The 13,408-nt window shown below is 46.9% G+C and carries 10 protein-coding genes, 3 tRNA genes and 3 rRNA genes; 1 reads left to right on the forward strand and 15 read right to left on the reverse strand.

Annotated elements, in window-relative coordinates; all coding sequences use genetic code 11:
- Positions 1–31: 31 nt before the first annotated feature.
- The 12 genes from thiH to Pcarn_RS13485 form a co-directional block, all read right to left on the reverse strand.
- Positions 32–1,144, reverse strand: coding sequence for a 2-iminoacetate synthase ThiH (gene thiH, locus Pcarn_RS13430; RefSeq protein WP_261834318.1), 1,113 nt, complete (start codon positions 1,142–1,144; stop codon positions 32–34).
- Positions 1,141–1,923, reverse strand: coding sequence for a thiazole synthase (locus Pcarn_RS13435; protein ID WP_261834319.1), 783 nt, complete (start codon positions 1,921–1,923; stop codon positions 1,141–1,143). Before Pcarn_RS13435 ends, thiH begins: the two co-directional genes overlap by 4 nt.
- A 5-nt stretch (positions 1,924–1,928) precedes the next feature.
- Positions 1,929–2,138: a sulfur carrier protein ThiS gene (thiS, locus tag Pcarn_RS13440; protein ID WP_261834320.1), complete on the reverse strand. Its 210-nt coding sequence runs from the start codon at positions 2,136–2,138 to the stop codon at positions 1,929–1,931.
- Positions 2,131–2,895 carry a HesA/MoeB/ThiF family protein gene (locus tag Pcarn_RS13445; protein ID WP_261834321.1) on the reverse strand — a complete coding sequence of 255 codons (765 nt, stop codon included), beginning with the start codon at positions 2,893–2,895 and terminating at the stop codon, positions 2,131–2,133. The genes thiS and Pcarn_RS13445 overlap by 8 nt, the downstream gene beginning before the upstream one ends.
- On the reverse strand, positions 2,889–4,028 hold the full coding sequence (gene thiE / locus Pcarn_RS13450) for a thiamine phosphate synthase (RefSeq protein WP_261834322.1): 1,140 nt from the start codon (positions 4,026–4,028) through the stop codon (positions 2,889–2,891). The genes Pcarn_RS13445 and thiE overlap by 7 nt, the downstream gene beginning before the upstream one ends.
- Before the next feature lie 227 nt (positions 4,029–4,255).
- The gene (gene crcB / locus Pcarn_RS13455) at positions 4,256–4,639 is read right to left on the reverse strand and encodes a fluoride efflux transporter CrcB (RefSeq protein ID WP_261834323.1); all 384 of its coding nucleotides are present in this window, start codon (positions 4,637–4,639) and stop codon (positions 4,256–4,258) included.
- 225 nt (positions 4,640–4,864) lie between these two features.
- Positions 4,865–4,955: transfer RNA gene (locus Pcarn_RS13460), tRNA-Ser, on the reverse strand.
- Positions 4,956–5,038: 83 nt separating this feature from the next.
- A 5S ribosomal RNA gene (gene rrf / locus Pcarn_RS13465) occupies positions 5,039–5,154 on the reverse strand.
- Between the two features lie 91 nt (positions 5,155–5,245).
- Positions 5,246–8,135: ribosomal RNA gene (locus tag Pcarn_RS13470) — 23S ribosomal RNA — on the reverse strand.
- 315 nt (positions 8,136–8,450) lie between these two features.
- Positions 8,451–8,526: transfer RNA gene (locus Pcarn_RS13475), tRNA-Ala, on the reverse strand.
- Positions 8,527–8,565: 39 nt separating this feature from the next.
- Positions 8,566–8,642 (reverse strand) — tRNA-Ile (locus Pcarn_RS13480).
- 67 nt (positions 8,643–8,709) lie between these two features.
- Positions 8,710–10,262: ribosomal RNA gene (locus tag Pcarn_RS13485) — 16S ribosomal RNA — on the reverse strand.
- Together the 16S, 23S and 5S rRNA genes with 3 tRNA genes alongside form the textbook arrangement of a ribosomal RNA operon.
- A 535-nt stretch (positions 10,263–10,797) precedes the next feature.
- Between Pcarn_RS13485 and Pcarn_RS13490 the strand changes: the two genes are divergently transcribed.
- Positions 10,798–11,346 (forward strand): gamma carbonic anhydrase family protein, encoded by a 549-nt coding sequence (locus tag Pcarn_RS13490; RefSeq protein ID WP_261834324.1) that lies wholly within the window; start codon positions 10,798–10,800, stop codon positions 11,344–11,346.
- Here Pcarn_RS13490 and Pcarn_RS13495 read toward each other — a convergent pair.
- From Pcarn_RS13495 to hemF, 3 genes are all read right to left on the reverse strand, one after another.
- Complete coding sequence (locus Pcarn_RS13495) at positions 11,339–11,602, reverse strand: DUF1488 family protein (RefSeq protein WP_261834325.1); 264 nt, start codon at positions 11,600–11,602, stop codon at positions 11,339–11,341. The two genes, Pcarn_RS13490 and Pcarn_RS13495, sit on opposite strands and share 8 nt — an antisense overlap.
- Positions 11,602–12,435 (reverse strand): shikimate dehydrogenase, encoded by an 834-nt coding sequence (aroE, locus tag Pcarn_RS13500; RefSeq protein ID WP_261834326.1) that lies wholly within the window; start codon positions 12,433–12,435, stop codon positions 11,602–11,604. The genes Pcarn_RS13495 and aroE overlap by 1 nt, the downstream gene beginning before the upstream one ends.
- A gap of 66 nt (positions 12,436–12,501) precedes the next feature.
- Positions 12,502–13,407, reverse strand: a complete 906-nt coding sequence (gene hemF, locus Pcarn_RS13505) for an oxygen-dependent coproporphyrinogen oxidase (protein WP_261834327.1) — start codon at positions 13,405–13,407, stop codon at positions 12,502–12,504.
- Position 13,408 lies beyond the last annotated feature (1 nt).

The following is a 13,408-nucleotide window of genomic DNA, read 5'->3' on the forward strand; positions in this document are numbered from 1 at the left end:
TGGGAGGCTTTTTTGTGTTTCACGTGAAACGCTATCCAGAATAGATTGCTGTCCAGTCTCTCCAAACCGGTTCAAGCCCTCTCTGCTTAATCGCATTTGCCACATCTGAAGCACTTCGCTCATCAGAGATCTCAAACTGTTCGAGTTGCTCTTGGTCTACCGCGTATCCACCAGGTTGGGTTTTTGAAGCTGCTGACACCGTGGTCACGCCAAGCGGCATGATATTGTCCCGGAAGCTTGCCGACTCTCGCGTAGACAAAGACAAATCTACGTGCTGGTTAAAGATGCGATAGGCACAGATCAGCTGAACCATTTGTTTGTCGTTCAATACTGATTTAGGCTGCACTCCACCCTCACAAGGTCGAAGTCTTGGAAGCGAAATACTATAACGAGTTCGCCAGTAAGCTCGTTCTAGATAATCTAGGTGTGCTGCCACGAAGAAGCTATCCACACGCCAGTTATCCAGACCAATCAGTGCACCTATACCTATCTTGTCAACGCCAGCTTTTGCTAGACGGTCTGGTGTTTCGAGACGGTAGAAAAAGTCTTTCTTTGAACCGCGTAGATGGTGCTCTGCGTACGTAATTGGGTTGTAGGTCTCCTGATAGACCATCACCGCATCCATACCAAGTGTCTTCAGCTCAGCATACTCATCTTCATCTAGAGGCTGTACTTCTAAAGCCAAGTAATTAAAGTGCTCTTTAATCTGAGGAACAGCCTGCCTGAAGTAGTCCATTCCCACCTTATTCTGATGCTCACCGGTTACCAGAAGAACACTATCAAACTCCATCTTTTTTAAAGCATCTATCTCTAGATCTATCTCTGCCGCATCTAATGTTTTACGCTTAATGCGATTTTGCATAGAGAAGCCACAATAGGTACATTCATTCGCACACAGGTTCGAAAGGTACAACGGTACATACATACCTATATTTGAACCAAAGCGCTGGCGAGTTCTCTGATGGGAAAGTTGTGCCATCTGCTCTAAGTAAGGTTCAGCGGCAGGTGAGATCAAGGCTTTGAAGTCTTCTAGATCGAGTTTAGTTTTAGCAAGTGCGCGACGAACATCCACCTCAGTCTTAGACATAATGTCTAATGAAATAGAGCTCCAATCTAGCTGTTCAAATACCTGAGTGAAGCTCATAGCTTAGCCTCGTAGTTGGTATCAAGAAATGCAGTCATAGGGCTAGATGCGGATGCACTACTCTGCTGACTAGCCAGTCCTGATTCAAATGCCATACGACCAGCTTCAACCGCAAGCCTAAACGCTCGGCCTATCGCAATCGGGTCTGCCGCTGTTGCCATAGCTGTGTTAACCAATACTGCATCAGCACCCATCTCCATCGCTTTTGCTGCATGAGAAGGAGCTCCGATACCTGCATCAACGATTACCGGAACACGTGCTTGCTCTATAATGATCTTCAAGAACTCATCAGAAACTAGTCCTTTATTTGTACCGATCGGAGCGCCCAATGGCATTACTGCTGCACAACCCACTTCCTCTAATCGCTTACATAAAACTGGGTCAGCATGACAATAAGGCAAGACAACAAAGCCATCTTTAACCAACTGCTCAGCGGCCTTTAATGTCTCTATTGGGTCTGGCATTAAATATTTAGGGTCTGGGTGAATTTCTAGTTTTACCCACTCAGTACCAAGTGCTTCTCTAGCTAGATGAGCTGCAAAGACTGCATCCTCAGCATTCTTAGCACCCGAGGTATTAGGGAGAAGATTTACACCCATATCAATTAGAGGCTTAAGAATATCGTCTTGGTTATCGTGAACATCTACACGCTTCAGGGCCATGGTAACCAACTCTGAGTCAGATGCTTTAATCGACTCTGCCATGATTTGGCTGTTAGCGTACTTACCTGTACCAGTAAAAAGTCTTGAAGAAAAAGTCTTGTTTGCAATTGTCAGCATCTTGATTAACCCCCTGCTATTGCTCTAAATAGGTTTACAGAGTCGCCATGCTCTAGTTGCTTATCTGCCCACTTCGAACGTGGTAGCACCTTATTATTAAGTGCTATGGCAAATCCGGTTTCAGGTAGTTCTTGTTCTTTAACCAATTGCTCGACACTGGTAGGTTTCTCCAGTACCAGTGGCTTGTCGTTAAATCTAATCTCTGTATCAGACATGAGCTTTCTCCTTGTTTGAGCAGATGCTGCAACCAGTGTCTTTATCAATTTGAAAGTTAGAAAATCTGAATGCTCGACCGTCAAACAAGGTCAAAGCACCAGACTCTAATGTGTGTGGTTCTGTGATAGCTCGAATGGCCAACATAGCTTGCAGATGGGCTATCGCATTCACATTCGCGCCTAGCACACCTGCTTCACTGCAGTTACGTGCTTCGACATCTTGAGTAGATGGATATAAGCATGAGTAGCAGGCACTGCTATTTTGGTTGCTAAAATAGACCAATTGGCCATCCCACCCTATAGCTGCACCACTGACTAACGGGCAGTTATGTTCTACACAAGCATGATTGACTTGATGTCGAATACTAAAATTATCCGTGCAATCTACCACGAGATCAGCCTGGGGAAGCTCAAGTCTAAGTAGGTTAAGGTCTGCCTTACGATTCACGCAACGTACTCGTGTGCCGCTATTACGTTCCTCAATTAACCTTTTTAGAGCCTCCGATTTGAACTGGCCCACGTCGGATTCTCGATATGAGGTTTGCCGGTGTAGATTACTCAGCTCTATTTTATCGAAATCAAACAGGACTAAGCTTCCCACACCACTCGCGGCTAATTGAGTAGCAACCGCATGACCCAATCCACCACAGCCAATCACTAGTACTTTGGCGTTCCTTAAAGCCAATTGCCCTACTTCACCAAACTCAGGAAGCATTATCTGACGCTGATAACGCATGAATTCTTGGTCAGTTAACATGTAGCAACCTCAGGCTTAAACATAGTCTGAAATTGCTGAACGGCTTTATTTCTATCATCGGCTTGAGTAACTGCCCTTACTACAGCAACACTGTCTACACCCGTTTTGATAACTCTAGGTGCACGCTGATCGTCAATACCACCGATGGCAACTGTCGGAAGTGAGATGCCATGAGCCCGCTCTATTGAGTCAATCACACTCTGATAGAAACCTAACTTGGTCAGCCCCTGAGGCGATGAAGGCATATCTTTAGTAGGCGTCGGGAAAATATGTCCTAGTGCAAGGTAGGATGGCTTGTACTGTAGGGCATTCAGGATCTCGTAATAGCCATGGGTCGAGATACCCAAGCCTATATTGCTCTCAAGCAATGCCGAACTGGACAAGCTTTGCAGATCTTCTTGTCCAAGGTGAATACAAGCAGCGTCTGAATCTAGTGCTGTCTGCCAGTAGTCGTTGATCACGACATCAACGTTATGCGCTTTACCCAGTTCAACCGCTCTTTGAATATCAGCTTCTACCTCTACAGGTTGCTTGTCTTTGATTCGAAGCTGAACGATATCAAGGTCTAGTTTCACCAACTCTTCGATCAGCTCTATTGAGTCAACCACAGGGTAAAGCCTGCTACATTTAGAAGCTTTTCTAGTTACCACAGGGGATTTAATCGTTGTAGCTAGCTTAGGAAAATGATCGATATGGTTTGGCCAGGTTTCACATGAAACACTTCCTAGTGCTCTAGCAAGCAAAAAAGCATCCTCAACCAGATACTCCAACGCTAGTGCCCCTATGATGCGTCCTAGCAAAGTTTCGCTAGTACTAGAGCTGAATCCCTCACCTGCCCAATCAGCGCTGATTATAGCGCCTTCAGGAGTTGTCAGTGTATCTATATGGGAAGTAAATAATAGTGTCCATACTTCACCAGAAGTTAACTTAGCGAGTTTGTATTCGGCCTGGGATAAGGCAGAAATTGAGTAGTTAATCTGACCGCAACGAAACACGATATCGGCTTCGTCAGTCAGTTTAAGATTGATATTTAGTGCGGTAAAACCGGCTTTTTGGGCAGTATCAGATACTGATACTAGTTCGGACTCTAAGCCCTTGTACGCATTAGGTACTGAAATGAATAGTGGTTCCATCGCTCTATCCTGTTAACAAAACTGGCTTGTCGGATAGATTGATGACCCTAACTCATTGGTGCTAGGTAGTATGAAGTGATCATCAACTTGTTTCCTTCGCAGGTATTATCCTGGAGCAGGTTCTACGGATTCCGCAACGCGGTCTCAGCGTCAGTATCTTTGATACCTCAGCACTCCGACAAGCCGTAAAATTATACAAGATATAGGTTAATGACTGAACGCTTTATTTAGTTTTTAAGAAACATTTGAAAGGCAATCAAACAAGCAGAAATACTCAGAGTCACGTTCAATGCGATATTCAGACCAGCCTTCCAATATGCACCCTGCTGGAACATCAGCACGTTATCCATAGAGAAAGTAGAGAAGGTAGTCAAAGCACCAAGAAAGCCAAGACCAATAATCTGACGCCACGGGTCAGTCACTATTACTTCATTCTCAAACAGGGCAACCAACATACCCATGATAAAAGAACCCACCACGTTTACAGTGAGGGTACCGTATGGGAATCCCCTACCAAGCAATACCACGCACAGCTCTGAGATTAAATAACGAGAACAAGCACCTAGTGCGCCCCCAATTGCAATAAAACCAAGTGTTGCAAACTGCCCCATCGTTCACTCCAATAGAAAGTTTTTAAAAAGTTACAGGAGTCACTTTTAAAGCAAAATTGTGACCTTGATCAATATGATAGCAAACATATGCATCTGACTTCCTGCAAAAGTTTAGATTGCAGAAAATGAAATCGAAATGGGAAATAGAAGAAAAAGAGGAATGGATATATTTCTGGATCAACAAATAGCAAAAAGCCCAATCTTTCGGTTGGGCTTTTCGAATAGTGGCGGAGAGATAGGGATTTGAACCCTAGAACCGCTATTAACGGTTGCCGGTTTTCAAGACCGGTGCTTTCGACCACTCAGCCATCTCTCCACAAATTGTTACTAAAATCAGTCTTATTTATGTGCTGCTTTTAGTTTTGCTTTCAGTTTTTTAAAACTGAAAACGTAAACAAAGCCTGGCGATGTCCTACTCTCACATGGGGAAGCCCCACACTACCATCGGCGCTATTGCGTTTCACTTCTGAGTTCGGCATGGAATCAGGTGGGTCCACAACGCTATGGTCGCCAAGCAAATTCTTAAAATTCGGAAAGCTATCTAAAAGTTCTTCACACAATCAACGTTCTATCTTCGAGTCCAACTCAAAACCTCTTAGGTGTTGTATGGTTAAGCCTCACGGGCAATTAGTACAGGTTAGCTCAACGCCTCACAACGCTTACACACCCTGCCTATCAACGTTCTAGTCTCGAACAACCCTTCAGGACACTTAAAGTGCCAGGGAAGACTCATCTCAGGGCTCGCTTCCCGCTTAGATGCTTTCAGCGGTTATCGATTCCGAACTTAGCTACCGGGCAATGCCATTGGCATGACAACCCGAACACCAGAGGTTCGTCCACTCCGGTCCTCTCGTACTAGGAGCAGCCCCCTTCAATCTTCCAACGCCCACGGCAGATAGGGACCGAACTGTCTCACGACGTTCTAAACCCAGCTCGCGTACCACTTTAAATGGCGAACAGCCATACCCTTGGGACCGACTTCAGCCCCAGGATGTGATGAGCCGACATCGAGGTGCCAAACACCGCCGTCGATATGAACTCTTGGGCGGTATCAGCCTGTTATCCCCGGAGTACCTTTTATCCGTTGAGCGATGGCCCTTCCATTCAGAACCACCGGATCACTATGACCTGCTTTCGCACCTGCTCGAATTGTCATTCTCGCAGTCAAGCGGGCTTATGCCATTGCACTAACCTCACGATGTCCAACCGTGATTAGCCCACCTTCGTGCTCCTCCGTTACTCTTTGGGAGGAGACCGCCCCAGTCAAACTACCCACCAGGCACTGTCCTCACCCCAGATAATGGGGCTAAGTTAGAACATCAAACATACAAGGGTGGTATTTCAAGGATGGCTCCACCAATACTGGCGTACTGGTTTCAAAGCCTCCCACCTATCCTACACATGTAGGCTCAATGTTCAGTGCCAAGCTGTAGTAAAGGTTCACGGGGTCTTTCCGTCTAGCCGCGGGTACACTGCATCTTCACAGCGATTTCAATTTCACTGAGTCTCGGGTGGAGACAGCGTGGCCATCATTACGCCATTCGTGCAGGTCGGAACTTACCCGACAAGGAATTTCGCTACCTTAGGACCGTTATAGTTACGGCCGCCGTTTACCGGGGCTTCGATCAAGAGCTTCGACTTACGTCTAACCCCATCAATTAACCTTCCGGCACCGGGCAGGCGTCACACCGTATACGTCATCTTACGATTTTGCACAGTGCTGTGTTTTTAATAAACAGTTGCAGCCACCTGGTATCTGCGACTCCCAATAGCTCCATCCGCAAGGGACTTCACCGTCGAGAGCGTACCTTCTCCCGAAGTTACGGTACCATTTTGCCTAGTTCCTTCACCCGAGTTCTCTCAAGCGCCTTGGTATTCTCTACCCGACCACCTGTGTCGGTTTGGGGTACGATTCCTTATAATCTGAAGCTTAGAGGCTTTTCCTGGAAGCATGGCATCAATGACTTCACCGCACGTAGCGGCTCGACATCGTATCTCAGCGTTAAGAAAGTCCGGATTTACCTAAACCTTCCGCCTACATACTTGAACCTGGACGACCGTCGCCAGGCCCACCTAGCCTTCTCCGTCCCCCCATCGCAATTATAAGAAGTACGGGAATATTAACCCGTTTCCCATCGACTACGCCTTTCGGCCTCGCCTTAGGGGTCGACTTACCCTGCCCCGATTAACGTTGGACAGGAACCCTTGGTCTTCCGGCGAGGAGGTTTTTCACCCCCTTTATCGTTACTCATGTCAGCATTCGCACTTCTGATACCTCCAGCAGCCCTTACAGACCACCTTCAACGGCTTACAGAACGCTCCCCTACCCCGCTAATAAAATTAGCAGCCGCAGCTTCGGTGTATAGCTTAGCCCCGTTACATCTTCCGCGCAGGCCGACTCGACCAGTGAGCTATTACGCTTTCTTTAAATGATGGCTGCTTCTAAGCCAACATCCTGGCTGTCTAAGCCTTCCCACATCGTTTCCCACTTAGCTATACTTTGGGACCTTAGCTGGCGGTCTGGGTTGTTTCCCTCTCCACGACGGACGTTAGCACCCGCCGTGTGTCTCCCGGATAGTACTCAATGGTATTCGGAGTTTGCAAAGGGTTGGTAAGTCGGGATGACCCCCTAGCCTTAACAGTGCTCTACCCCCATTGGTATTCGTCCGAGGCTCTACCTAAATAGATTTCGGGGAGAACCAGCTATCTCCAGGTTTGATTGGCCTTTCACCCCTAGCCACAAGTCATCCGCTAATTTTTCAACATTAGTCGGTTCGGTCCTCCAGTTGATGTTACTCAACCTTCAACCTGCCCATGGCTAGATCACCTGGTTTCGGGTCTATATCCAGAGACTGAACGCCCAGTTAAGACTCGGTTTCCCTACGGCTCCCCTAGATGGTTAACCTTGCCACTGAATATAAGTCGCTGACCCATTATACAAAAGGTACGCAGTCACACCACGAAGGTGCTCCTACTGCTTGTACGTACACGGTTTCAGGTTCTATTTCACTCCCCTCACAGGGGTTCTTTTCGCCTTTCCCTCACGGTACTGGTTCACTATCGGTCAGTCAGTAGTATTTAGCCTTGGAGGATGGTCCCCCCATATTCAGACAGGATATCACGTGTCCCGCCCTACTCGATTTCACTGATGATGCGTCGACAACTACGGGACTATCACCCTGTATCGTTGAACTTTCCAGAACATTCGTCTAACGCATTAAAAGCTTAAGGGCTAATCCAATTTCGCTCGCCGCTACTTTCGGAATCTCGGTTGATTTCTTTTCCTCGGGGTACTTAGATGTTTCAGTTCCCCCGGTTCGCCTCTTACACCTATGTATTCAGTGCAAGATACTAGCTTATGCTAGTGGGTTTCCCCATTCAGAAATCCCAGACTCAAATGGTTTTTACTACCTAATCTGGGCTTATCGCAAGTTAATACGTCTTTCATCGCCTCTGACTGCCAAGGCATCCACCGTGTACGCTTAGTCACTTAACCATACAACCCAAAGAAGTTTCTTTAAGTTGATGAATCAAATCACCAAAGTTGTCTGCAATTATTTAAACATGATGCAGACTCGATTTTGCCGGACTCAAATAATTTCTTTTGCTTTCTAAAAGCGAAAACAAAAGCCAAGAACACTTGATTGTGTGTTGGTACCTAATCTAAAGATTAGGATTTGAGAACTTTTAATTGAATATTGTTAATCAAACAATATTCGTCAGCTTTCCAAATTGTTAAAGAGCATGTTTTCTAGAGCAAATAAGCTTTCGAAACCATTTTTAAGGATTCTTAAGGAAGAACACTTAAAGATGGTGGAGCTAAGCAGGATCGAACTGCTGACCTCCTGCGTGCAAGGCAGGCGCTCTCCCAGCTGAGCTATAGCCCCATCGAATATCATGTCGAACCAACTCTCTTGGGTAAGAATTGGTGGGTCTGAGTGGACTTGAACCACCGACCTCCCGCTTATCAGGCGAGCGCTCTAACCAGCTGAGCTACAGACCCAACATGAAACTCTTAACTTATAAACCGTATCAATCTGTGTGGACACTCATCGTGAATAATCATCGTATAAGGAGGTGATCCAGCCCCAGGTTCCCCTAGGGCTACCTTGTTACGACTTCACCCCAGTCATGAACCACAAAGTGGTGAGCGTCCTCCCGAAGGTTAAACTACCCACTTCTTTTGCAGCCCACTCCCATGGTGTGACGGGCGGTGTGTACAAGGCCCGGGAACGTATTCACCGTAGCATTCTGATCTACGATTACTAGCGATTCCGACTTCATGGAGTCGAGTTGCAGACTCCAATCCGGACTACGACGCACTTTTTGGGATTCGCTCACTCTCGCGAGTTGGCCGCCCTCTGTATGCGCCATTGTAGCACGTGTGTAGCCCTACTCGTAAGGGCCATGATGACTTGACGTCGTCCCCACCTTCCTCCGGTTTATCACCGGCAGTCTCCCTGGAGTTCCCACCATTACGTGCTGGCAAACAAGGATAAGGGTTGCGCTCGTTGCGGGACTTAACCCAACATTTCACAACACGAGCTGACGACAGCCATGCAGCACCTGTCTCAGAGTTCCCGAAGGCACCAATTCATCTCTGAAAAGTTCTCTGGATGTCAAGAGTAGGTAAGGTTCTTCGCGTTGCATCGAATTAAACCACATGCTCCACCGCTTGTGCGGGCCCCCGTCAATTCATTTGAGTTTTAATCTTGCGACCGTACTCCCCAGGCGGTCTACTTAACGCGTTAGCTCCGAAAGCCACGGCTCAAGGCCACAACCTCCAAGTAGACATCGTTTACGGCGTGGACTACCAGGGTATCTAATCCTGTTTGCTCCCCACGCTTTCGCATCTGAGTGTCAGTATCTGTCCAGGGGGCCGCCTTCGCCACCGGTATTCCTTCAGATCTCTACGCATTTCACCGCTACACCTGAAATTCTACCCCCCTCTACAGTACTCTAGCCTGCCAGTTTCAAATGCGGTTCCGAGGTTGAGCCCCGGGCTTTCACATCTGACTTAACAAACCACCTGCATGCGCTTTACGCCCAGTAATTCCGATTAACGCTCGCACCCTCCGTATTACCGCGGCTGCTGGCACGGAGTTAGCCGGTGCTTCTTCTGTCGCTAACGTCAAATAATGCAGCTATTAACTACACTACCTTCCTCACGACTGAAAGTGCTTTACAACCCGAAGGCCTTCTTCACACACGCGGCATGGCTGCATCAGGCTTGCGCCCATTGTGCAATATTCCCCACTGCTGCCTCCCGTAGGAGTCTGGACCGTGTCTCAGTTCCAGTGTGGCTGATCATCCTCTCAGACCAGCTAGGGATCGTCGCCTTGGTGAGCCATTACCTCACCAACTAGCTAATCCCACCTGGGCTAATCTTGACGCGAGAGGCCCGAAGGTCCCCCTCTTTGCTCCGAAGAGATTATGCGGTATTAGCCATCGTTTCCAATGGTTATCCCCCACATCAAGGCATATTCCCAGGCATTACTCACCCGTCCGCCGCTCGACGCCGTTATCGTTCCCCGAAGGTTCAGTTAAGTCGTTTCCGCTCGACTTGCATGTGTTAGGCCTGCCGCCAGCGTTCAATCTGAGCCATGATCAAACTCTTCAATTAAAGTTTTGTTGTTCCGAAGAACGGCTCAATGAATACTGACTTCAAAATCACTAAGTAATTTTAAAGCTATTATCGTTCCAACAGAACGATAATGAATTGACTGTGCCAAGTCTTTCGACTCGTTTGGTCACTCAGTTCATTGATAAATCTTTTTGGATTATCATCAACGAGTGCCCACACAGATTGATAGGTTTAAATTGTTAAAGAGCTTGCTTTTTCGAGGCTTACCTCTCAAAGCGGACGGCCATTCTAGCGATTTGAATCTCAGTGTCAAACACTTTTTTGCTTTTTATTTTGAGAAGTCTTTTCTCATCAAGTTGAAGCAAATGATTCAAGGCTTTTGGCCTCTGACCACCACTGAAGCGTTGTGCGCTCTGCCGTGTCAGTGAGGCGGCATTATAGAGACTTCCGTCACACTGGCAAGCGTTTTTTGCTAGTATTTTTAAACTTTCTTATCGTATGTCTGTTTTTTGCTCGAAACGGCCATTTTTGCGGAATTATTGAGCATTTTAGCCCCCAAATAGGTAGATAAACTATGAGTTCTTTACGTAGCTATAAAGGTATTGCCCCTACAATTGCAGAGAATGTCTATATAGACGATTCAGCTGTGGTGGTTGGAGACATCACAATTGGTAAGGATTCCAGCATCTGGCCACAGGTAGCTGCACGTGGTGACGTTAACCACATTATTATTGGTGAACGTAGTAACGTCCAAGATGGCTCGGTACTGCACGTTACTCACAAAAATGCGGCTAACCCCGAAGGCTACCCTCTTATTATTGGCGATGAAGTGACTGTAGGTCATAAGGTAATGCTACATGGCTGCACTATTAAGAACCGCGTTCTTATCGGCATGAGCACCACTATATTAGATGGTGCAATAGTAGAAGATGACGTTTTTATAGGTGCCGGTAGTCTGGTACCACCAGGTAAGGTGCTAGAGAGTGGCTACCTTTACCTCGGCAACCCTGTAAAAAAAGCACGTCCACTAAAAGAAGCGGAACGTGCTTTTTTGAAGAAATCTGCTGATAACTATGTAAACAACAAGAATGACTACATAAATGAGGTAAAAGACCTTAACTGATCTCTATCTGACCTGAGGCGTTAAACTCTTCCGCCTCTATTAGCTCCTCAGCTAAGTCCTCTAGATCGAAGCGGAACTCAGAAAACACCTTGAGCGCCGCTTTTTCTTGTTCAATCTTGAGCTGAGAAAGTTGCTCTAGATAACTCACCGCTACTCGACACTCGATTAGTTGCCCCTGTTGCTGTGCAGTGAAGACAACCACCTTATCAGTATCAGACCAGACAGCTTGATCAGTGAAGATGATAGATTGGTTCATTACATTCCCTCTAGATTCTTTCTAAGCTCGCGAAGAACTTGTTTAGCTCCCGGTCTAATGCCACGCCACAACATAAAGCTCTCCGCTGCCTGCCCCACCAGCATACCCAGTCCGTCATAGGCTTTAACTACGCCCTGCTCTAGTGCCCAGCTATTAAATAGTGTTTTACCGGCACCATAGATCATGTCGTAGCTAATAGTAGTAGAGGAGAAGATAGTTGCAGAAACCTGAGGCAAGCCTCCAGTGAGTCCAGCAGACGTAGAGTTGATAACCACATCAAAGCTTTGCTCTACTTCTTCAAGTGGCTGAGCAGAGATATTGCCGTAATCTTGGAACTGTTCTGCCAATGCTTGCGCTTTAGAGAAAGTACGGTTAGCAATCACCACCTGCTTCGGGTTCTGATCTAATAGCGGCTTGAGTACACCTCGCACTGCACCACCAGCCCCCAGAATAAGGATACGCGCTCCTTCAAGCATTACGTTGTATTGCAGTAAGTCTTGGACTAGGCCCTCACCATCTGTGTTATCACCTATGATCTCGCCATCGTCTAACTTTTTAAGGGTATTCACCGCACCAGCTAGTTTTGCTCGCTCAGTCAATCGATCTGCAAACTCATAGGCATCATGCTTAAAAGGCGCAGTAACATTGCAACCCTTACCACCCTCAGAAAAGAACAGCTCAGCAGCCTGTTTAAACTCATCCTGCTCGGGCTCTTTAGCCGTGTATTGCAAGTTCTGATTGGTTTGCCTAGCAAACAGAGTATGGATAAATGGTGATTTGCTCTGCTGGATAGGATTACCAAATACGGCATACTGGTCGACACTAGCGTTCATTTAACTACCTACTACTAAAATATTCCTTTTCCTCAACCTAACACCGGAAGAGGCGTTATCAAAGCCTTACCACTCTCGCGGACTCAAAAACTCTTTATATAGCTTATCTTCGTGTGAACCCGGCTCCACCTGATAGTTGTACTCCCAGCGAGCCAAAGGTGGCATAGACATCAGGATAGACTCAGTACGACCACCACTTTGCAGTCCGAACAAAGTGCCTCTGTCATACACTAGATTGAACTCGACATAGCGACCTCGACGATACAGCTGGAATTGTCTCTGCTGATCGGTGTACTCGCTGTCTTTACGTTTTTCAACAATCGGAAGATATGCCTGCGTGTAACCCTCACCTACGGCTTTCATGTAAGCAAAGCACTTGTCGAAGCCCCATTGGTTTAGGTCATCAAAGAATAAGCCACCTACCCCTCGGGTCTCTTGGCGATGTGGTAGGAAGAAATAGTCATCGCACCATTTCTTGTGTTCTGCATAGATCTCATCACCGAAAGGCGCACAAATAGCCTTAGCAGTTTCATGCCAATGCTGACAATCTTCCTCATAAGGATAGAAAGGGGTTAGGTCAAAGCCACCCCCGAACCACCAGATAGGGTCACTTCCCTCTTTCTCCGCAATAAAGAAGCGCACATTCGCGTGAGAGGTTGGAATATATGGATTATTGGGATGGATAACTAAAGAGACGCCCATAGCTTCAAACTTACGCCCTGCTAATTCTGGACGATGAGCAGTAGCTGAGGCAGGCATCTTGTCGCCATAAACGTGAGAGAAGTTAACCCCACCTTGTTCAAAGATGTCACCACCCTTCATTACGCGGGTTCGACCACCACCGCCCTGCTCACGCTTCCAAGCATCTTCTGCAAACTTGGCTTTGCCATCAGCCTGTTCCAGTTCAGCACAGATACTATCTTGAAGACCGAGTAGGAATTCTTTAACTGCTTGCTTATCTACTGACTGCATC

Source organism: Vibrio ishigakensis (assembly GCF_024347675.1).
GTDB classification, from domain to species: Bacteria; Pseudomonadota; Gammaproteobacteria; order Enterobacterales; family Vibrionaceae; genus Vibrio; species Vibrio ishigakensis.

Excerpts from the sequence above, each read along its gene's own strand:
- Pcarn_RS13490 (WP_261834324.1), top strand. The coding sequence starts at position 10,798 with ATGAGTTCTTTACGTAGCTATAAAGGTATTGCCCCTACAATTGCAGAG.
- thiE (WP_261834322.1), bottom strand. The coding sequence starts at position 4,028 with ATGGAACCACTATTCATTTCAGTACCTAATGCGTACAAGGGCTTAGAG.
- Pcarn_RS13445 (WP_261834321.1), bottom strand. The coding sequence starts at position 2,895 with ATGTTAACTGACCAAGAATTCATGCGTTATCAGCGTCAGATAATGCTT.
- aroE (WP_261834326.1), bottom strand. The coding sequence starts at position 12,435 with ATGAACGCTAGTGTCGACCAGTATGCCGTATTTGGTAATCCTATCCAG.
- crcB (WP_261834323.1), bottom strand. The coding sequence starts at position 4,639 with ATGGGGCAGTTTGCAACACTTGGTTTTATTGCAATTGGGGGCGCACTA.
- Pcarn_RS13495 (WP_261834325.1), bottom strand. The coding sequence starts at position 11,602 with ATGAACCAATCTATCATCTTCACTGATCAAGCTGTCTGGTCTGATACT.
- Pcarn_RS13435 (WP_261834319.1), bottom strand. The coding sequence starts at position 1,923 with ATGCTGACAATTGCAAACAAGACTTTTTCTTCAAGACTTTTTACTGGT.
- thiH (WP_261834318.1), bottom strand. The coding sequence starts at position 1,144 with ATGAGCTTCACTCAGGTATTTGAACAGCTAGATTGGAGCTCTATTTCA.
- hemF (WP_261834327.1), bottom strand. The coding sequence starts at position 13,407 with ATGCAGTCAGTAGATAAGCAAGCAGTTAAAGAATTCCTACTCGGTCTT.
- thiS (WP_261834320.1), bottom strand. The coding sequence starts at position 2,138 with ATGTCTGATACAGAGATTAGATTTAACGACAAGCCACTGGTACTGGAG.